Annotated in this window: 19 protein-coding genes; 13 read left to right on the top strand and 6 right to left on the bottom strand. The window is 65.2% G+C overall.

Annotation, left to right across the window (positions count from 1 at the left end):
• Positions 1–8: 8 nt before the first annotated feature.
• Entirely contained in the window at positions 9–383 is a 375-nt protein-coding gene (locus tag OWC48_RS24010; RefSeq protein ID WP_282522164.1) for an MAPEG family protein, read from the bottom strand.
• A 178-nt stretch (positions 384–561) separates the two neighbouring features.
• Here OWC48_RS24010 and OWC48_RS24005 point away from each other — a divergent pair, with 178 nt between their 5' ends.
• From OWC48_RS24005 to OWC48_RS23960, 10 genes are all read left to right on the top strand, one after another.
• Positions 562–1,176, top strand: a complete 615-nt coding sequence (locus OWC48_RS24005) for an acriflavin resistance protein (protein WP_282522163.1) — start codon at positions 562–564, stop codon at positions 1,174–1,176.
• Positions 1,177–1,246: 70 nt separating this feature from the next.
• A complete protein-coding gene (locus OWC48_RS24000) occupies positions 1,247–2,089 on the top strand; it encodes a metallophosphoesterase (RefSeq protein WP_282522162.1) in 843 nt (280 codons plus the stop codon).
• A gap of 145 nt (positions 2,090–2,234) precedes the next feature.
• Complete coding sequence (locus OWC48_RS23995; RefSeq protein ID WP_282522161.1) at positions 2,235–3,530, top strand: amino acid deaminase; 1,296 nt, start codon at positions 2,235–2,237, stop codon at positions 3,528–3,530.
• Positions 3,531–3,543: 13 nt separating this feature from the next.
• Positions 3,544–4,203, top strand: a complete 660-nt coding sequence (locus OWC48_RS23990) for an amino acid ABC transporter permease (RefSeq protein ID WP_063983789.1) — start codon at positions 3,544–3,546, stop codon at positions 4,201–4,203.
• A 10-nt stretch (positions 4,204–4,213) separates the two neighbouring features.
• Positions 4,214–4,864, top strand: a complete 651-nt coding sequence (locus OWC48_RS23985) for an amino acid ABC transporter permease (RefSeq protein ID WP_282522160.1) — start codon at positions 4,214–4,216, stop codon at positions 4,862–4,864.
• Positions 4,851–5,579: an amino acid ABC transporter ATP-binding protein gene (locus OWC48_RS23980; protein ID WP_282522159.1), complete on the top strand. Its 729-nt coding sequence runs from the start codon at positions 4,851–4,853 to the stop codon at positions 5,577–5,579. Before OWC48_RS23985 ends, OWC48_RS23980 begins: the two co-directional genes overlap by 14 nt.
• A gap of 31 nt (positions 5,580–5,610) precedes the next feature.
• On the top strand, positions 5,611–6,408 hold the full coding sequence (locus OWC48_RS23975) for a transporter substrate-binding domain-containing protein (protein WP_282522158.1): 798 nt from the start codon (positions 5,611–5,613) through the stop codon (positions 6,406–6,408).
• Positions 6,409–6,464: 56 nt separating this feature from the next.
• Positions 6,465–6,809, top strand: a complete 345-nt coding sequence (locus tag OWC48_RS23970; RefSeq protein ID WP_018645782.1) for a RidA family protein — start codon at positions 6,465–6,467, stop codon at positions 6,807–6,809.
• Between the two features lie 62 nt (positions 6,810–6,871).
• Entirely contained in the window at positions 6,872–7,900 is a 1,029-nt protein-coding gene (locus OWC48_RS23965; protein WP_282522157.1) for a succinylglutamate desuccinylase/aspartoacylase family protein, read from the top strand.
• A gap of 41 nt (positions 7,901–7,941) precedes the next feature.
• Positions 7,942–9,006 (top strand): LacI family DNA-binding transcriptional regulator, encoded by a 1,065-nt coding sequence (locus tag OWC48_RS23960; protein ID WP_282522156.1) that lies wholly within the window; start codon positions 7,942–7,944, stop codon positions 9,004–9,006.
• A 9-nt stretch (positions 9,007–9,015) separates the two neighbouring features.
• Here OWC48_RS23960 and OWC48_RS23955 read toward each other — a convergent pair whose 3' ends face one another.
• The 3 genes from OWC48_RS23955 to guaB form a co-directional block, all read right to left on the bottom strand.
• Entirely contained in the window at positions 9,016–9,312 is a 297-nt protein-coding gene (locus OWC48_RS23955) for a hypothetical protein (protein ID WP_085402226.1), read from the bottom strand.
• 160 nt (positions 9,313–9,472) lie between these two features.
• On the bottom strand, positions 9,473–10,495 hold the full coding sequence (locus tag OWC48_RS23950) for an NADP-dependent oxidoreductase (protein ID WP_282522155.1): 1,023 nt from the start codon (positions 10,493–10,495) through the stop codon (positions 9,473–9,475).
• Positions 10,496–10,798: 303 nt separating this feature from the next.
• A complete protein-coding gene (guaB, locus tag OWC48_RS23945; RefSeq protein ID WP_282522154.1) occupies positions 10,799–12,292 on the bottom strand; it encodes an IMP dehydrogenase in 1,494 nt (497 codons plus the stop codon).
• Between the two features lie 468 nt (positions 12,293–12,760).
• On the opposite strand from guaB, the gene OWC48_RS23940 reads away from it, so the two are divergent.
• The 3 genes from OWC48_RS23940 (at position 12,761) to OWC48_RS23930 (ending at position 16,046) form a co-directional block, all read left to right on the top strand.
• A complete protein-coding gene (locus tag OWC48_RS23940; protein WP_282522153.1) occupies positions 12,761–14,251 on the top strand; it encodes an MFS transporter in 1,491 nt (496 codons plus the stop codon).
• Between the two features lie 188 nt (positions 14,252–14,439).
• Positions 14,440–15,108: a VIT1/CCC1 transporter family protein gene (locus tag OWC48_RS23935; RefSeq protein ID WP_282522152.1), complete on the top strand. Its 669-nt coding sequence runs from the start codon at positions 14,440–14,442 to the stop codon at positions 15,106–15,108.
• An 83-nt stretch (positions 15,109–15,191) separates the two neighbouring features.
• Positions 15,192–16,046 (top strand): TorF family putative porin, encoded by an 855-nt coding sequence (locus OWC48_RS23930; RefSeq protein ID WP_282522151.1) that lies wholly within the window; start codon positions 15,192–15,194, stop codon positions 16,044–16,046.
• Position 16,047: 1 nt separating this feature from the next.
• Here OWC48_RS23930 and OWC48_RS23925 read toward each other — a convergent pair whose 3' ends face one another.
• On the bottom strand, positions 16,048–16,530 hold the full coding sequence (locus tag OWC48_RS23925) for a hypothetical protein (RefSeq protein WP_282522150.1): 483 nt from the start codon (positions 16,528–16,530) through the stop codon (positions 16,048–16,050).
• 18 nt (positions 16,531–16,548) lie between these two features.
• A complete protein-coding gene (locus tag OWC48_RS23920; RefSeq protein ID WP_282522149.1) occupies positions 16,549–17,796 on the bottom strand; it encodes a hypothetical protein in 1,248 nt (415 codons plus the stop codon).
• Positions 17,797–18,056 lie beyond the last annotated feature (260 nt).

Here is an 18,056-nt window from a genome sequence, read left to right as displayed (position 1 = left end):
ATAGGCGCCTAGATCAGCAACAGCATCTTCAGCGCGAAGTAGATCCACATCGCCAGCAGCACAAGCACGCCCGCGAGCCAGATCGTGGAGCGCCGGCCGAGATCGTTGGAGGAGACGAACACGCCGGCATGGGCGAACCGCGTCACCACGAACACCCAGGACATCAGCACGATGAAGAGATCGGCATGGCGCAAGGGCAGCGCCAGTGCGATCAGCGCGTAGAACAGCACCGGCAATTCGAACTGCTCGCCGAGCGCAATGTCGCGGCTCTTGGTCTCGCCGGAGACCGGCGAGCGCCGGCGCGCCAGCGCCATTCCGATCAGGAGTGCGAAGGTGAGACCGACCTGCACGAAGACAGGCAGCAAAACCATTTGGATGGACATCGGAACTTTCCCGTCAGGCGGAACACCGCGGACCGTCATTAGCCGCGACTGCTGGCGCTGACAATCAACGAGTTGAACCGGTGTTCCCGATTCCGCGACCAAATGCCGATAGTTAAAGCGATTTCGGTCCCCGGGACCGCAAGGCGAGCTAGCGCCAAGAGACTGACAAGAGACTGACATGAACACCCTCTCCAGCCTTTTGACCGAATCCGCGGACGGCCGGCTCGGCGTCCTGATGTCGGCGCTGGCAGGCATCGCCGCGGCGCTCGCGGTCGCGCTGGCGATGACGGTGTACTTCCGCCTGGGCTACCGGAGCTGGCGCGACGTCGTCAGGCATGGCCTCGCCACTCTGGCCGCCCTCGCCCTGTTCGCCTTCGCCGCCTACGACATGCGCCACGCCGCGCTGGCCTATCTCGGCCTCAATCCCTCCAAGCCGGCAGTCGAGTTCGAGATCCGCATGCCCAGGGAAACGCTGACGGCGGTGAGCGATAGCCAGATCGAGCTGCACACCGACCGCAACCAGACGCTGGCGCTGGTCGACGGCGTGCGCGAGCTCGGTGATGGCCGCTCCGTGCTGCGCGGCGCCGTGGCGCTCAACCACCGCACCGCCGACCGCGTGCTGGTCGTGAACCTGCCCGGCAAGGGCACGTTCGAATTCCGCCTCCGCCTGCCCGCCGAGCCGCACCGGTCCGAGCAATTCGGGCCCTGCCACCTCGCCGACCGCATCGCCTCGCCAGCCACCGGCAACGGCGCGCCGCAGGACGCCTACACGATCCGCTATCGCGTGCTTTAAACTTTGTTTCATTGCGATGCATGCGCGCGCCGTCATCGTTCCGACGTGCGACAACGCGTATGCTGACCCCATGTCCGAATTTCGCCTCACGCAGATTTCCGACACCCATCTCGGCCGACGCTTCTCCGGCCTGATCGCCAACTTCGATCGCGTCAGCGAGCACATCGACGCTGATAGGCCCGACCTCGTCGTCAACACCGGCGACGTCTCCTTCGACGGGCCGACAAGTCGCGACGATGTCGAATTCGCCAAGAGCCGGCACGACGCCCTGCCCGTCGCCTGCCGCTACCTCCCCGGCAATCACGACATCGGCGACAATCCGACCGCGATCGGGCCTGCGCCAAAGCCGCCGGTCGAGGAAAAGCACCGCCAACAATTCCGCGACATCATCGGCGAAGATCATTGGTCGTTCGAAGCGGCCGGCTGGCACTTCATCGGCCTGAACTCGCTGGTGATGAATTCCGGGCTCGCCTTCGAGGCCGAGCAATTCGACTGGTTGTCCCGGGAAATGGCGCGCATCAACGGCAGGCCGATCGCGCTGTTCGTCCACAAGCCGATGTTTCTCAACTTGCCCGACGACCCCGAGACGCCGGAGACCTCGATCCGCTACGTGCCGCAGCCGGCACGGGCGCGTCTGATCGAGATGTTCTCGACTGTGGACCTGCGCCTCATCGCCAGCGGGCACGTGCACCAGCGGCGCGACTTCACCTACCGCCACACCCGCCATGTCTGGGCGCCGTCGGCCGGCTTCAGGATCAACGACGCGCGCCAGGACCGGATCGCGATCAAGGAAGTCGGGCTCGTCGAATACCGCTTCCGGCCGAACAGTTTTGAAGTTCGTCACGTCAGGGCCGCGAGCCAGGTCGATGTCGATATCGAGGAGCTGCTCGCCCAGATGGGCGGCGAGCACTAGCCCAATTCATTCACGGGCACAAGACCCTACCTAAATACCTTGCTGCATCGAATTCGCGCTAAAACTGGCTAAAATGGGCTAATGACAACGTTGTCATTCCGACATATCGTTCCCGAACGGTCGATGGGCCGCTGAGGGAGCGACGATGCAGTTCTTGTCCCGGTGGGAGAGTCAACGTCTTTCAACGACCACGCGGGGCATCCCCCTGGTCGATGGCCTACCGATCGAGGAGATCGCCGGCCAGGATTGGCAGCCCTCCCGCGGCGATCTCGCTCTGCCCGCCCTCACCCTCGATGAAGCCGCCTTCAGGGCCAATCGCGACCTCTTCCTGCGCTGGTGCAAGAGCGCCGGCGTCACTGTCGCGCCCCACGCCAAGACGCCGATGTCGCCGGAGCTGGCGCGCTCGCTGCGCGAGGCCGGCGCCTGGGGCACGACGGTCGCCAATATCCAGCAGGCCGCCGTGCTGCTCGCGAGCGGCGAGCAACGCCTGCTGCTGGCCAACGAAATCGGCGGCCTCGCGGCCGGCCGGCGGCTCGGCGCGTTGCTCGGCGCCTATCCCGACGTCGAATTTCACGCCTTCGCGGATTCACCGGGGGCGGTCGCAGCACTGGCGGAAGCGGCCCGGATTGCGGGCCGCAGCGAATTGTCCGTGCTGGTCGAGCTCGGCGCGGGCCGCGCGGGCGCGCGCGATCGCGCCGCGGTCGAAGCGACGATCGCAGCCGTGCTCGCGACCGACGGCCTCCTGCTCGGCGGCGTCGCCACTTACGAAGGCGCGGTCGCAACGCCCGATGCCGGCGAGACGATGCGCGCGATCGCGGCGCTGATGGAGCGCACCATCGCGGCCTTCGCGCTGGTACGTCATGCTGCCCCGGGCCGGCCGCTGATCATCAGCGCCGGCGGCTCGGCCTATTTCGACGTCGTCGCCCGCGCGCTCGTACCAAGCGCGCAGGCAGACGGCAACGCCAGCGTCCTGCTGCGCTCAGGCGCGCTGTTCTTCGCCGATCACGGCATCTATGCGCGCGCCTTCGCGGAAGTAGACCGGCGCGGCGGTCTCGTCATCGACGGCGCGCGGCATTCGGCGGCCGAGGGTTTCCGGCCTGCGCTGAAACTTTGGGCCGAGGTGTTGTCGCGGCCGGATGCAGGCCTTGCGATCGCGGGCTTCGGCATGCGCGATGCCTCGTTCGATCAGGGATTGCCGGTGCCGCTGCGCGTCTTCCGCGACGGCGTCGCGCAGCAGAGGCTCGCCGAGACCTTGTCGGTCACCCGTCTCAATGACCAGCATGCATTCCTGTCCGTCGCGCCCGATAGCACGCTCGCGGTCGGCGACGTCATCGCCTTCGGCATCTCGCATCCCTGCACCTGCCTCGACCGCTGGCGCGTCATCCTCGGCCTCGACGCCGACGGCGTCGTAACGCGCGCCCTCCCCACCCAGTTCGGCTGAGGCGGCTCGCGCGATGAATTTCCTGCCGCTGTGGCGCTATCAGAACCAGCTCATCGACGGGGCCATCGTCACGCTCGAGCTGACGGTGATCGCGGCGCTGGCCGGGCTTCTGATCGGTGTTGCCGGCGCGGTCGCGCTGAACGGCCGCATCACGCCGTTGCGCTGGCTGGTGCGCGGCTACATCGAGCTGTTCCGCAACACGCCGTCGCTGATCCAGATCTTCATCGTCTTCTTCGTGCTGCCGAATTTCGGCCTGAAGCTGCCGGCGTTCGAAGCCGCCGCCGTCGCGCTGTCGCTCTATTTCGGCGCCTATTCGGTCGAGATCATCCGCGCCGGCCTCGACTCCGTGCCGAAGAACCAGATCGAGGCCGGCCAGTGCCTTGGCCTGTCGGGTTGGCAGGTGTTCCGCCACATCCTGCTGCCGCCGGCGCTGCGCAACGCCTATCCGGCCGTGACCAGCCAGTTCGTCCTGCTGCTGCTCGGCACCTCGCTCGCCTCGCAGGTCGCGGCCGACGAGCTGTTCCATGTCGCGGGCTTCATCGAGAGCCGCACCTATCGCAGCTTCGAGGTCTATGCGGTGATCTGCGTGGTCTATTTCGCAATGGCGATGTCGTTCAAGGCGCTGTTCGCCATCATCGGTCTGGCGGCCTTCCGCTGGCCGCGGCGGCGCTGAGGGGACAGCGATGCGATCCTTCTCCCTCATCGACTTCGTCTCGCTGTTTGCGGCGCTGCGCTGGACCGTTGCGCTCGTCGTGCTCGCGCTCGCCTTCGGTGCGCCGCTGGCGCTGGCGTTCGCCACGGGCCGCATCAGCCGCTTCGCCGGCCTGCGCTGGACGATGGCGGCGTGCATCCAGATCGTCCAAAGCGTGCCGCTGCTCGGGCTCTTGTTCTTCTTCTATTTCGGCATGCCGATGTTCCTCGGCATCCAGGTGCCGGCCCTCGTTGCCGTCACCGTCGCCTACACGCTCTACACCGCCGCCTTCCTCGGCGAGATCTGGCGCGGCGGGCTGGAAGCCGTGAAGCAGGCGCAATGGGAGGCAGGCAGCTGTCTCGGCCTCTCCGCCTGGCAGCAATTCCGTCACATCATCGCGCCGCAGGCACTGCGGCTGTCGCTGCCGCCGACCGTCGGCTTCCTGGTGCAGCTGATCAAGGGCACCTCGCTCGCCTCGATCCTCGGCTTCGTCGAGCTTGCCCGCGCCGGCCAGGTGGTGAGCGCGGCGACGTTCCAGCCGCTGCTCACCTACGCGCTGGTCGCCGCGATCTATTTCGCGCTGTGCCTGCCGCTCACGCTCTGGTCCCGCTCTTTGGAGGCCCGCCTCGATGGCTCTCGTTGAAATCCGCGACGTGCACAAGACATTCGGCAAGGTCGAGGTGCTCAAGGGCGTCTCGCTCGACGTCGAGGAAGGCGAGATCGTCACGATCATCGGCCGCTCCGGCTCGGGCAAGTCGACGCTGCTCCGCTGCATCAACGCGCTCGAGACCGTCGATTCCGGCGAGATCCGCGTCGAGGGCGAGAGGGTCCACGCCAGGATGCCTGACCTGAAGGCATTCCGTCAGCGCGTCGGCATCGTGTTCCAGGCGTTCAATTTGTTTCCGCACCTGAAGGTCGAGCGCAACATCACGCTGGCTCCGCTCCTCACCGGCCGCATCGACAAGGCCCGCGCGCGGGCGCTGGCCGAGGACGTGCTCACCCGCGTCGGTCTCGCCGACAAGATCGACGCCTGGCCGGAGCAGCTCTCCGGTGGCCAGCAGCAGCGCGTCGCCATTGCGCGCTGCCTCGCCATGGCCCCTCACCTCATGCTGTTCGACGAGGTCACCTCCGCGCTCGACCCCGAGCTCGTCGGCGAAGTGCTGAAGGTGATGGAGGCGATGGCGAAGCAGGGCATGACCATGATCCTCGTCACCCACGAAATGGGCTTTGCCCGCAACGTCGCCGACCGCATCGTCTTCATGCATCAGGGCCGCGTCTGGGAACAAGGACCGCCGGCAAAACTGTTCGCCAATCCTGAGACCCCCGAGCTCGCTAGCTTCATCGCGTCCGCCAAATAACCATCCACCAATCCCCGATCAGGAGAGAGCCATGAGACCACTGAAATCCCTCTTTGCGATCGCAGCCACGGCGCTCGCCGTGCTCGCTGCCCCCACCCTCGCGCAGGCCGACAAGCTCCAGGACGTGCTCGGCGCGGGCAAGCTGCGTGTCGGCCTGCTGACCGATGCCGCGCCCTGGGGCTTCAAGGACGAAAAGGCCGAGATCGCGGGCCTCGACGCCGATCTCGCCCGGCTGATCGCCGCCGACATGGGCGTCAAGCTCGAGTTCGTGCCGGTAACGGGCGCAGCGCGCATCCCGAGCCTGCTCTCGGACAAGATCGACATCCTGATCGCGGGCCTCGGCGCTACGCCGGAGCGCGCCCAGCAGGTGATGTTCTCGCAGCCTTATGCCGTGGTGAATCTCGGCGTCTATGGTGCCAAGGCAATTCCGGCCGCGACCGGCAAGAAGCCCGACAATCTCGACGGCCGCAGCGTCGCCGTGTCCAAGGGCTCGACGCTCGACGTCTGGCTCACCGACAATGCGCCGAAGGTAAAGCTGGTGCGTTTCGAGGATACGCCGGCGGCACTCGCCGCGTTCCTCGCGGGACAGGCCGATACCTTCGCCGAGAACAGCGCCATCGCGCTGAAGGTGCAGGACCAGAACCCGACCAAGGAGGTCGAGCTGAAATTCCTGATCCGCCAGTCGCCTGCTCATGTCGGCGTGCGCCAGGGCGAGCAGAACCTGCTCAACTGGATCAACACCGACATCTTCTTCAACAAGCTCAACGGCAAGCTCGGCGCGTTGCAACTGAAGTGGTTCAAGGAAGAGCAGGCGCTGCCGACGCTGTAAATTCACATGCGGCTCCCGCGTCATGCGGGAGCCAATCTTCACCGGGAGTATTCAAGATGATCAAACGTTACGTCGTCGGATCGCGCATGAGCCAGGCCGTCGCCGCAGGCGGCATGGTGCACATCGCAGGCCAGGTCGCCGATGACCGCAAGGCCGGCATCGTGTCGCAGACCCAGCAGGTGCTCGCCAAGATCGACGCGTTGCTGAAGGAGGCCGGCTCGGACCGCTCCAAGCTGATCGCGGTCAACGTCTTCCTGCCTCATATCACCGACTTCGACACCATGAACTCGGTCTACGATGCCTGGATCGATCCGGCCAATCCGCCGGCGCGCGCCTGCGTCGAAGCCCGCCTCGCCGATCCCGATTTGCGCGTCGAGATGACCGCTGTCGCCTTGCTGTAAAGGCACCGCCATCCCTTCAACCTTTGGCCGGCGCCGGCGACGGCGCGGCCGCGAGGCAAGCCATGCATACCGGACTTTTCCACGAGATCGATTTCGAGAAAGACCAGAAATGGTCGGGCCATCTCGGCATTCCCTTCTCGATCGATCGCTCCCCCTACTACCAGCTCAAGATCCCGATCTTCCGGATCAAGAACGGCGCCGGGCCCAAACTGCTTTTGATGGCCGGCAATCACGGCGACGAATATGAGGGCGAGATCGCGCTGACGCGGCTGTATCGCCGGCTCGATGCAGAGGACGTCAAAGGCGAGATCACCATCCTGCCCTTCGCCAATTGGCCGGCCGTGATGGCGGCGCGGCGCCGCTCGCCGCTCGACGAAGGCAACCTCAACCGCGCCTTCCCCGGCGATGCCGCGGGCACGCCGACATTCCGGCTTGCGCACTTCCTTGAGCACGAGCTGTTTCCGCGCCATGACGTCGTCTTCGACATCCACTCCGGCGGCACCTCGATGGCGCATGTGCCTTGCGCGCTGATCGAGCGGCAGGGGCCGCCCGAGATGTTCGGCCACGCGCTGCGCCTGATGGAGGGGGTGGGGATGCCCTTCGCCTTCGTCGCCGAGAACGGCGCGACCGCTCCGACCTCGATGGCCGCGGCCGCGCGCGCCGGCGCGATCGGACTCTCCGGTGAATTCGGCGGCGGCGGCACCGTCACGCCGCAGACCATGGCGCTCACCGCGCGCGCGATCGACCGGCTGTTGCTCGCGCTTGGCATTGTCCAGGCGCCGGTGCTGGGCCCGCATGCGCCGGTCGAACGCGCCACCGAATTGCTGGCGCTGCAAAGCCATGCGCAGGCAGTGTTCGCGACCCGTCGCGGCTGGTTCGAGCCCGCCGTCATGGTCGGCGCGCGGGTTGCGGCCGGCGACGTCGCCGGCTGGTACCATGATTTCGAGCGCCCGGAGCTGCCGGAAGAGGTGCTGCGCTTCCCCGCCGACGGCATCGTGATCTCGCAGCGCCTGCACACCGACAGCCAGAGCGGCGACTGCCTGGTCCAGGTCGGCCGCGCGCTGTCGCGCGACGAGGTTTCAGCGCGCTGAGTTTTGGAGACGATACCGACTGCGATTACACTCGGGATTCGATGACCGATCCGGCAAAGCCGACCTATGACGACGTTGTGCGCATTCCAGCGCCGCCCGGCCGCGCCAGCGCGAGCGGGCGGCCGCCGCGCATCGAGGAGGTCGCGGAGCGCGCGGGCGTTGCGCCGATCACGGTGTCGCGGGTGCTGCGCCACCCCGAGAAGGTCAATCGCGAGACCCGCGAGCGCATCCTCGAGGTGATCGAGGCGACCGGTTACGCCTCCAACCCGCATGCGCGCGCGCTGCGCTCGGGGCGCTCGAACGTGGTGATGGCCTTCGTCTCCAACATCCTCAGCCAGCAGTTCGGGCTCGCGGTGCGCAGCTTCGCCGCGACGCTGGAGCCTGAGGGTTTCGAGGTGCTGGTCGGCCAGACCTCCTACTCCTATGCCAAGGAAGTCGCGATGATCCAGTCGCTGCGCGGCATTCGCCCCGCAGCAGTGATGTTCACCGGCGTGATCGAGCTCGAGGAGAATCGTGCCGCGCTGCTCGAGCTCGGCATTCCCGTCATCGAGACCTGGGCGTTTCCGCGCGACCCCATCGACATGCTGGTCGGCCTGCCTAACGCGGATGCCGGCGCGATGGCGGCGCGCAGGCTGGCGGAAGCCGGACATCGCCGCGTCGCCTTCATCGGACGCGGCAGCGGCCGTGGCGCGCTGCGCCGCGACGGTTTTCGGGCCGCAGCCGCACACCTCGGCCTCGAGATCGTCCACGAGATCGGCGTCGGTGAGATCACGGGACTGGCCGACGGCCGCGCCGCCTTCACCGCCCTGCTTGAACGCGGCGGCGACGTCGACGCGGTGTTCTGTGCCAACGATCTGCTCGCGACCGGCGCGCTGATCGAGGCCCGCGCCCGCGGCCTCTCGGTGCCGCGCGATCTGGCGCTGCTCGGCTTCGGCGACAACGACGTCGCCGATCAGATCACGCCTGGTCTCACCACCATCTCCTTCGATGCGGCGGCTGTGGGACGGATCGCGGGCGAACTACTCCTGGCGCGGCTATCAGGCACGCCACGCGCCGAGCAGCGGCTCGCCGTCGAGCTGTTCCTGGTCGAGCGCGGCAGCGTCTGAGGTTGCGGATCAGGCGATGGTCTTGAGATCCTGCTGGATCGCAGCCAGCAGCGATTGCAGCGCATCGCTGTTCACCGGCCTCGCCTCCGCCTTCGCAGGCTGGACCTTGTCAGGCTGCGCAGCTTTGCCCGGACGTTTCGGGAATGGCGGTGGTGGCGCCGGCATCGCGGCTGGCGTGAAATCGCCCTCTTCGTCGACGTGGACGAACTTGCCATGGATCACGTCGTCGCGACGGCCCATGACGAACAGGGTCGCCCAATAGCCGGCAGCCAGAAGGATTACGCTGAAAATACCAATCTCTAACATCGCAGCACCTAAAATAGGCGCGATGATTCAATGCCTTCACTCTGCGGTCAATGAACCGACGGTCACACCTGCGGCTTTTGCGGGCAGGTGTGGCCGATCGGTCACTCTTTGTTAACCATCGATATCCGGGGTGTGACACCCGTGCAACTAGGCCTTGCAGTTAAGCTTTATCTTGCCCGACCCGCACCAGCTGCTTGCCGAAATTGGCGCCCTTCAGGAGCCCCATGAAGGCGCCGGGCGCGCTCTCCAGGCCCTCGGTGACGAACTCCTTGTACTTGACCTTGCCGTCGCGGACCCAGGTGGACATGTCGCGCAGGAAGTCGCCGTGGCGGTTGGCGAAGTCGGAGACGATGAAGCCTCGGAAGGTGAGCCGCTTGGTCAGCGTCGCGCGCATCATGCTGGCCGCCCATTTCGGCGGCTTGGCCTCGGTGTCGTTGTAATGGGCGATCAAGCCGCAGACCGGCACGCGCGCGAACGGATTGAGCAGCGGGAAGACCGCCTCGAACACGGCGCCGCCGACATTCTCGAAATAGACGTCGATGCCTTTCGGGCAGGCAAACTTCAGCTTCGCGGCGAAATCGGTTTCGCGGTGATCGAGACAGGCATCGAAGCCGAGCTCCTTCACCACGTAGTCGCACTTGTCCTTGCCGCCGGCGATGCCGACCGCGCGCGCCCCCTTGATCTTCGCGATCTGGCCAACGGCCGACCCGACCGCACCGGAGGCACCGGCGACGACGACGGTCTCGCCTTCCTGCGGCTTGCCGATGTCGAGCAGGCCCGTATAGGCGGTCATGCCGGGCATGCCGAGCACGCCGATGGAGGTCGAGATCGGACCGAGCTTGGGATCGACCTTGATCAGGCCCTTGCCGTTGGAGATCGCGTGCGACTGCCATCCGGTACGGGCTCGCACGATGTCGCCCTTGGCGAAATCAGGATGGTTGGAGACCGCGACCTCGCTGACCGCCTCGCCCTCCATCAGGCCGCCGACCGGCACAGGTGCTGCGTAGGACGGACCGTCGCTCATGCGTCCACGCATATAGGGATCGAGCGAGAGCCAGATCGTGCGCAGCAGGACTTCCCCCGCGCCGGGCGCCGGGACTGCGAATTCCTCGATGCGGAAATCGGATGGCTTGGGCTCGCCGACGGGACGCGCGGCGAGAACGATGCGTTTTGCTTGGGACATGGCTTCCTCCACTTTTCTGTCATTGCGAGCGAAGCGAAGCAATCCAGTCTCGTCAACATAAAAGGACTGGATTGCTTCGTCGCTGACGCTCCTCGCAATGACGAGCTTGTGGCAGGCGCCGCCCACACACTCACTGTCATCGCCCGCCTTGCGCGCACTGGAGCGGGCGATCCAGTATTCCAGAGGCAGCTGTGATTGAACCGAGAAGCCGCGGCGTACTGGATTCCCCGCCTTCGCGGGGAATGACACCGTCATTGCGGCGAGCGCGCCGCAACCGACGCGCAGCCGAATGCCGAGCGAGGCCTAACCCGCGCCCGGATAGTTCGGGCTCTCGCGCGTGATCGTCACGTCGTGGACGTGGCTTTCGCGCAGGCCCGCGCCGGTGATGCGGACGAACTGGGCCTTCTCGTGCAGGTCCTTCATGTCCTTTGCGCCGACATAGCCCATCGCGGCGCGCAAGCCGCCGGCGAGCTGGTGCATGACGTTGCCGACCGGGCCCTTGTAGGGCACCTGGCCCTCGATGCCTTCAGGCACGAGCTTGAGCGTGTCCTTGATGTCCTGCTGGAAGTAGCGGTCGGCAGATCCCCGCGCCATCGCGCCGACCGAGCCCATGCCGCGATAGGCCTTGTAGGAACGGCCCTGCCACAAGAACACTTCGCCGGGGGTCTCGTCGGTGCCGGCGAGCAGCGAGCCGACCATCGCGATGTCGGCGCCGGCGGCGAGCGCCTTCGCAAGGTCACCGGAGAACTTGATGCCGCCGTCGGCAATGATGGGAATGTCGGACTTCTTTGCAGCCTCGACCGCATCCATGATCGCGGTGAGCTGGGGAACGCCGACGCCGGCGACGATGCGCGTGGTGCAGATCGAGCCCGGGCCGATGCCGACCTTGATGCAGTCCGCGCCCGCATCGATCAGCGCCTGTGCGCCCTCGGTGGTGGCGACGTTGCCGGCAACGACCTGCACGGAGTTGGACAGGCGCTTGATGCGGTTGACCGCATGCAGCACGTGGCGGGAGTGGCCATGCGCGGTGTCGACGACGACGAGGTCGACGCCGGCATCGATCAGGCGCTCGGTGCGCTCGAAGCCGGTGTCGCCGACGGTGGTGGCGGCGGCGACGCGCAGGCGGCCCTGTGCGTCCTTGCAGGCGAGCGGATGGGCGACCGCCTTCTCCATGTCCTTCACGGTGATCAGGCCGACGCAGCGATATTGCTCGTCGACCACGAGCAGCTTCTCGATGCGATGCTGATGCAGCATCCGCCGCGCCTCGTCCTGGCTGACATTCTCGCGCACGGTGACGAGGCCGTCATGCGTCATCAGCTCGGAGACTTTTTGCCGGCGGTCGGTGGCAAACCGCACGTCGCGGTTGGTGAGGATGCCGACCAGCTTGCCGGGCGTATTCTTGCTCGCACCGGTGACGACGGGAATACCGGAGATGCCGTGGTCACTCATCAGCTTGAGCGCATCGTCGAGCGTGGCCTCGGGGCTGATGGTGAGCGGGTTCACCACCATGCCCGACTCGTAGCGCTTGACCTGCCGCACCTGGGCGGCCTGCCCCTCGGGATCGAAATTGCGGTGGATGACGCCGAGGCCGCCGGCCTGCGCCATGGCGATCGCCATGCGGGCTTCGGTGACCGTGTCCATGGCGGACGCCATGATCGGGATGTTGAGCGGAATGGCGCGGGTGACGCGGGAGCGGATGTCGACCTCGCCCGGCATGACGTCCGACAGGCCCGGTTTCAACAGCACGTCGTCGAACGTAAAGGCTTCGCGAATGCCTTGAAGTTGCACCGTGGCCATCTGCCAACTCCTTCCTGCGGCCCTGCCGCAAATAGCTATGGATGAGCGCCGCCCTCGGCGTACCTTGCGGCATCGCCGGAGAATCGGAGCCCATCGGTGGGGTTGACGCGGGTCGATAGCACGGCCACGCGACGAATCAAAGCAAATCGGACCGCTGGCCAGCCATGCACAGGCTTTTTAAGTAAATTCGGCGTGGATGGCCGGGCGGCGGCCACCCTCGTCATCCCCCGGCGCGACGAAGTCGCGAGCCCGGAATCCATCCCGCAAACGGTCTGGGGCCCGATGGAATCCGGGCTCGCGAAGGGGCGCGCCGGGGAATGACGAGGGAGCGCGTGCACCCGCCGTCGAGGGTCACACCGTTGTTACGCAGGATTTAGGTGCTATGCGTTGATCCGCAATGGTCCGGGCGGAGCGGCAGTGATAAGCCGCAAGTCCACCTTTCCTTCTGATTTTCATTACCAATCCGTCATGGTCGACAAGCAACGCGTCATCCCGCTGATCGTGGCCACCGCTCTCTTCATGGAGAACATGGATTCGACGGTGATCGCCACCTCGCTGCCGGCGATCGCGGCCGACATCGGCACGAGCCCGCTGACGCTCAAGCTTGCCATCACCTCCTACCTGCTGTCGCTCGCGGTGTTCATCCCGGCGAGCGGCTGGACCGCGGACCGTTTCGGCGCGCGCATGGTGTTCGCGATCGCGGTCGGCGTGTTCATGGTCGGCTCGATCGGCTGCGCACTCTCGACCTCCGTCACCGATTTCGTATTCGCGCGCATCCTTCAGGGCATGGGCGGGGCGATGATGACGCCGGTCGGACGCCTGGTGTTGCTGCGCTCGGTCGACAAGAGCGCGCTGGTCAACGCCATGGCATGGGTGACGGTCCCTGCCCTCATCGGTCCCGTGATCGGCCCGCCGCTCGGCGGCTTCATCACGACCTATGCGTCATGGCACTGGATCTTCCTGATCAACATTCCGATCGGGCTGCTCGGCATCTTCATGGCCTTGCGCTTCATCGATCCCATCAAGAGCGAGACGCGGGAGCCGTTCGATCTCTACGGCATGCTGCTCGCGGGCGTCGGCCTCGCCGGCATCGCGTTCGGTCTGTCCGTCGCCGGGCTCAACCTTCTGCCCTGGAGCACGGTCGCGGCCCTGGTCGTGGGCGGAGCGATCTCGATGACATTGTATGTCCTGCACGCGCGGCGGACGGGTTCGCCGGTGCTGGATTTTTCGCTCCTGAAGCTGCCGACGCTGCGCGCGGCCGTTTTCGGCGGCTTCATGTTCCGGCTCGGCATCGGCGCGCTACCGTTCCTGCTTCCGCTGCTGATGCAGATCGGGTTCGGGCTGTCGCCGTTCCATTCCGGCCTCGTCACCTTCGGCTCCTCGCTTGGCGCCATGGGCATGAAGACGCTGGCCGCGCGCATCATCCGCACCTTCGGCTTCCGCAATCTGATGACGGTGAACGCGATCGTCAGCGCGTTCTTCCTCGGCGTCTGCGCGCTGTTCACGGTGACGACGCCGCTGCTCATCATCATGGTGATCCTGGTGGTCGGCGGCTTCTTCCGCTCGCTGGAGTTCACCGCGATCAACACGGTGGCCTATGCCGACGTCGAGACCGCGCAGATGAGCCGCGCCACCACGCTGGTCAGCGTCAACCAGCAGCTCGCGGTCTCCGCCGGCGTCGCGGTCGGCGCGGCCTGCGTGGAAACGACGATGTGGTTCAACCATGTCAGCGAGATCGACGCCACCGTGTTCGCGCCGGCCTTCGTCGTGATCGCGCTGACCTCGGCGGCGTCGAGCTGGTTCTTCTGGCAGATGCCCGCCGACGCCGGTCACGAGATCTCCGGCCGCAAGGCGGTGGAGATCGCCAGCCGCAAGGGTGCCGCAAAGAGCGCGGCGACCGCCGCCGTCAAGACGGCGACGGAGGATACGCAGGACGTGCGGGACCAGCGGCTGGGCTAAAGCGCTATCAGGCCCGAGCGACGTCGGTCAGAACCCGACGTCGTAAAATCGTCCTCGATGGACTGGCGGGCACGGGCGGCGCCCGGCCGGCCCAGTCCACTCATGCCCAGGCCTTTGACTTAGCTCAACGGACGACAGCCGGACGTGAGCCTCGATGACACCTGCAAACGGCGATCGAAGACCAAGCCATGGGCGCCTTATTGGGACGCAATACTCGCTTCGGGAGCATACTTGATCCGATGGAACGGATCTCGGAGACTTTGTTCGGGCTGATCATGGCCCTTACCTTCATCTGCTCGCTTGGTGTCGCGACCGGGACCAATATCAATATTCAAACAATGCTGATCGGCGCACTCGGCTGCAATCTCGCATGGGGCATCGTTGACGGCGGTCTTTATCTGCTGGCGCGCATCAATGACCGGGGAAACAAGGTTCTGACCCTCCGCGCGATACGGAAGGCACCGGATCCCGAAGCAGCGCGCCGCGTCATTGCCGACGCACTGCCGCCGGAATTGTCGGTGATGCTGCCCGTAGAGCAATTGGAATCGATGCGGCAACGGTTGCAACAATTGCCTGAGCCGGCTCCCGGTCCAGGGCTGACGAAGCGCGACTGGATCGGAGCGCTCGGCCTTTGCCTGCTGAGCTTCCTGTCCACCTTCCCGGTGGTGCTGCCGTTCCTGTTCCTGAGCGACGCCAGGCTGGCGCTGCGCGTCTCCTATGCCGTCGCCATCGTGATGCTGTTCGGCTGCGGTTACGTGTTCGGGGTTCACAGCGGGCTGCGGCCCTGGGCGGCGGGACTTGCGATGGTGGCTGTCGGGAGTACGCTGGTTGGCATCGCAGTCGCTCTGGGAGGATGATCGACTTGCGGCGACACGAAACATCGTTTCCGGTTGCAAGCGGTGCCTCATTTGCCGCGCTGGCCGGATTGTGGCTTGCACCCATGACCGGCGGTTTGGCGCTGGCCCAATCCTCGGCTGGGGCGCTCGGTCTCGGCAACCGCGGTTGGTCGGCGGCCGACACCACCCAGGCAACGCCTGCCGACAAGCTCGAATTCAGCGCTCGCGCGGGGCTTGCATCCGACTACATCTACCGCGGGACCACGCTGTCCGATCATGGACCCGCGGCCGGCGCCGCCTTCGAGACGAGATGGGGCCCGCTCTACGCCGGCACAACGGTCGCCACCGTCAAGCTGCCGACCCAACCGGCCGCCGAACTCACCTTTGCCGCCGGCATGCGCCCGCAGATTGCCACGATCGATTTTGATCTTGGGGCGACCTATTTCGCCTATCCCGGTGAAAGACTTCCTGGCGAGACCAACGGCATCAATTATTGGGAGATCGTTGTCCGCGGGGATCGACGCATCGGCGATCAGGTCCGCGTCGCCGGCGGTTACGCCTACTCTCCGAACGTCTCGAACACCGGCGCCTGGAGCCAATATGTGGCGGCCGGAGTCGGCTTCGACGTGCCGGAGCGGTTTCTGCCGCAGAACCTGACCGTGTCGTTCACCACCGCCGCCGGCTATTCCTGGTTTGGCAACCAGACCTCGCAACTCGGCGGCTTCCCGCTGCCTGCCTATCTCAACTGGCAGGCCGGCGTGACGTTCACGCACAAGGCGCTCAACCTCGATCTGCGCTACTACGACACCAATCTGTCGAAGGAAAACTGCTTCGTCTTTACGGGCGATCCAAATGCGCGGCCGGGCGGCCGCGCCAATCCGATCACCAACCCGGACGGCCTGGTCTCGAACTGGTGTGGCGCGACATTCGTCGCCAAGGTCTGGTTTGCGTTCAACTAATTTAGGGAACCACCGTCGGCGGCAATATGCGGTAGAGCACGACACCCAGCCCGAGGGCGTCGCCCGTCAGGACGAGCTTTCCGCTATTGATCGTTCGCTGCAGCAATATCCTCTGCAGGTTGGGATCGGGGTGGGTCGGATCGGAATAGAACTTCGCCAGGTTGCTGGTATTCGCATCGATCAGGTAGCGCTCAATCGTCACGGTCGAGCCATCGCTGAACGGCAGGTTGTCGACCTCAAGCGAAATCCCCTCCGGCGTCTCGGTCGAAATGTTGTTGCCGAAGACACGTGTCGGATCATAGTTGTAGACCATGATGTTCGCGGTCGAGTTAGCGCCATCCCAGGTCGCGAACGCGTTGAGGTGGGAGCCCGCCCCGCTGGTGAGAGCGGCCTGCACGCGCTGGCCGGACATCTTGTTGTACATCTTGAAGAGGTTCGCGACCGGCTTCGGGTAGTAGTCGGCCGGGTTGTCGCCGTGCGGCACCTTGTGCAGCAGGCTGGCCTAGCCGAGGGCAGGTGTGATGTTCGGATCCCCCTGGCCGTCGCCGATAATGAGGTACGACCCCATCGATATCTTCTTTTTCACTGCTTCGGGCAGGAACGCCGCCGTCCAGGCTGCCCCCTTGTGCGAATAATTGACGTCAGTCGCCTCAAAGGCCGTAGGGCCCCATTCCGACAGGAACAGCTTCACATCGGGCATGTTGGCATTGTTCATCTTCAAGGCCTCCAGCTTGGCCTTGGCCTTGTCGACCAGGTTGTCGAAGAACGCGAAACCGCCGGTGCCGTCTGTCGAGCCGTAATAGTGGAACGAGAAGCGATCGAGCCGCGCGTTGAATTTTGCCAAGTAAGTATCTGCCAGCGGATTGAAGGTCTGGTCGAGGAATACTTCCTCCAGCGTCGGAAGATTCTCCGCCGGATAATAGTTGATGCTCAGTCCGACCAGGGCCGGCCCGGCCATTTCGAGCGTCTTGCCGGAATAGCTGTTGTTGCTGGCGAGTTCGGCCCTGACCGTGTCAATCGCCTGCGAGAAAATCTTCTGAACCGGCAAGAGCTGCCTGGGCAGACGGCGCGCATCGCCCCCGTAGGGGTACGACAAGGTCGGATCTTCGGCATTGGACATCATGTGGGTCTGCAGCGGGGTCCACTGCTTGAGGACGTACTTGGCCGGGTCCGTCCACCACAGCCAGCGACCCCATGGACCCAATGGCTTGAGCCTGTAGGCGGATGGATTGGTGTCACTCCAGTTCTCCGGGGCTGAATCGGCGATATCAGCCTCGTTGCTGACCTCGAAGATGACGGATGACGCCCCGCCGTCGAACGATTTCTTCGCGATATAGCGCACGAGAGCGTTGGCGTATTTCTGGAAAAGTGCCGGAGCCGGCCCGTTCCGATTCCAACTCTCGCCAGGTCCGTATTGCACTAGGCGCGGCGGCATGAAGGCCGCGACCGCCACGTGAGGCGACAGCCCGCGACCCAGGGCCCACTCAAGATGCCAGGCCAAAGGCTGGCAGTCGCCCGGATGGAAAACGCCGTCCATGGTGTAGCCGAATACATCGCCAGTCTGATCGACATCGCAGTAGACATCGCTGAGCAGCAGGCGCGTCCGCTTCATCCCGGTATCGGTGATGATCTGGTTGAACTGATCGAGCGCCTGTTCGGCCGGGCTATTCGCGCTCTGGTAGATTCGCTTGAGGTCGCCGAGATCGTCGTTGCCACTGATGCCCTCGTTGAACGGCACCTGGGTGTCCACGACAATCGATGCAGATGCAAACGAGGGCGTCGCAAAATCGAGGATTGTTGCGCAAGACGTCAGGAAGAAAGCCGAAGCCGAGAGCATGGCGCGCTTCCAAGCATGGAAACGCCGACGATCAGAAAGGCACTGCATATTGACCCCACCCGCTTGAATTGCCGGCGCGGTTATTAACATCCCAAGATGTTATCAACGTGACTGTTATGTTATCTTCGCGCGAAGTCCACGGAAGACGCGCAGGACGTGCGGGATCAGCGGCT

It is taken from the genome of Bradyrhizobium sp. Arg816 (assembly GCF_029989365.1).
GTDB lineage: Bacteria > Pseudomonadota > Alphaproteobacteria > Rhizobiales > Xanthobacteraceae > Bradyrhizobium.
Note: the sequence above shows the minus strand (reverse complement) of the source record. Positions and strands in the feature narration are given on the sequence as shown.

Bases quoted from the DNA above. Each gene is read 5' to 3' on its own strand.
- OWC48_RS24010 (WP_282522164.1), bottom strand. From the start codon at position 383: ATGTCCATCCAAATGGTTTTGCTGCCTGTCTTCGTGCAGGTCGGTCTC.
- OWC48_RS24005 (WP_282522163.1), top strand. From the start codon at position 562: ATGAACACCCTCTCCAGCCTTTTGACCGAATCCGCGGACGGCCGGCTC.
- OWC48_RS24000 (WP_282522162.1), top strand. From the start codon at position 1,247: ATGTCCGAATTTCGCCTCACGCAGATTTCCGACACCCATCTCGGCCGA.
- OWC48_RS23995 (WP_282522161.1), top strand. From the start codon at position 2,235: ATGCAGTTCTTGTCCCGGTGGGAGAGTCAACGTCTTTCAACGACCACG.
- OWC48_RS23990 (WP_063983789.1), top strand. From the start codon at position 3,544: ATGAATTTCCTGCCGCTGTGGCGCTATCAGAACCAGCTCATCGACGGG.
- OWC48_RS23985 (WP_282522160.1), top strand. From the start codon at position 4,214: ATGCGATCCTTCTCCCTCATCGACTTCGTCTCGCTGTTTGCGGCGCTG.
- OWC48_RS23980 (WP_282522159.1), top strand. From the start codon at position 4,851: ATGGCTCTCGTTGAAATCCGCGACGTGCACAAGACATTCGGCAAGGTC.
- OWC48_RS23975 (WP_282522158.1), top strand. From the start codon at position 5,611: ATGAGACCACTGAAATCCCTCTTTGCGATCGCAGCCACGGCGCTCGCC.
- OWC48_RS23970 (WP_018645782.1), top strand. From the start codon at position 6,465: ATGATCAAACGTTACGTCGTCGGATCGCGCATGAGCCAGGCCGTCGCC.
- OWC48_RS23965 (WP_282522157.1), top strand. From the start codon at position 6,872: ATGCATACCGGACTTTTCCACGAGATCGATTTCGAGAAAGACCAGAAA.
- OWC48_RS23960 (WP_282522156.1), top strand. From the start codon at position 7,942: ATGACCGATCCGGCAAAGCCGACCTATGACGACGTTGTGCGCATTCCA.
- OWC48_RS23955 (WP_085402226.1), bottom strand. From the start codon at position 9,312: ATGTTAGAGATTGGTATTTTCAGCGTAATCCTTCTGGCTGCCGGCTAT.
- OWC48_RS23950 (WP_282522155.1), bottom strand. From the start codon at position 10,495: ATGTCCCAAGCAAAACGCATCGTTCTCGCCGCGCGTCCCGTCGGCGAG.
- guaB (WP_282522154.1), bottom strand. From the start codon at position 12,292: ATGGCCACGGTGCAACTTCAAGGCATTCGCGAAGCCTTTACGTTCGAC.
- OWC48_RS23940 (WP_282522153.1), top strand. From the start codon at position 12,761: ATGGTCGACAAGCAACGCGTCATCCCGCTGATCGTGGCCACCGCTCTC.
- OWC48_RS23935 (WP_282522152.1), top strand. From the start codon at position 14,440: ATGGGCGCCTTATTGGGACGCAATACTCGCTTCGGGAGCATACTTGAT.
- OWC48_RS23930 (WP_282522151.1), top strand. From the start codon at position 15,192: ATGACCGGCGGTTTGGCGCTGGCCCAATCCTCGGCTGGGGCGCTCGGT.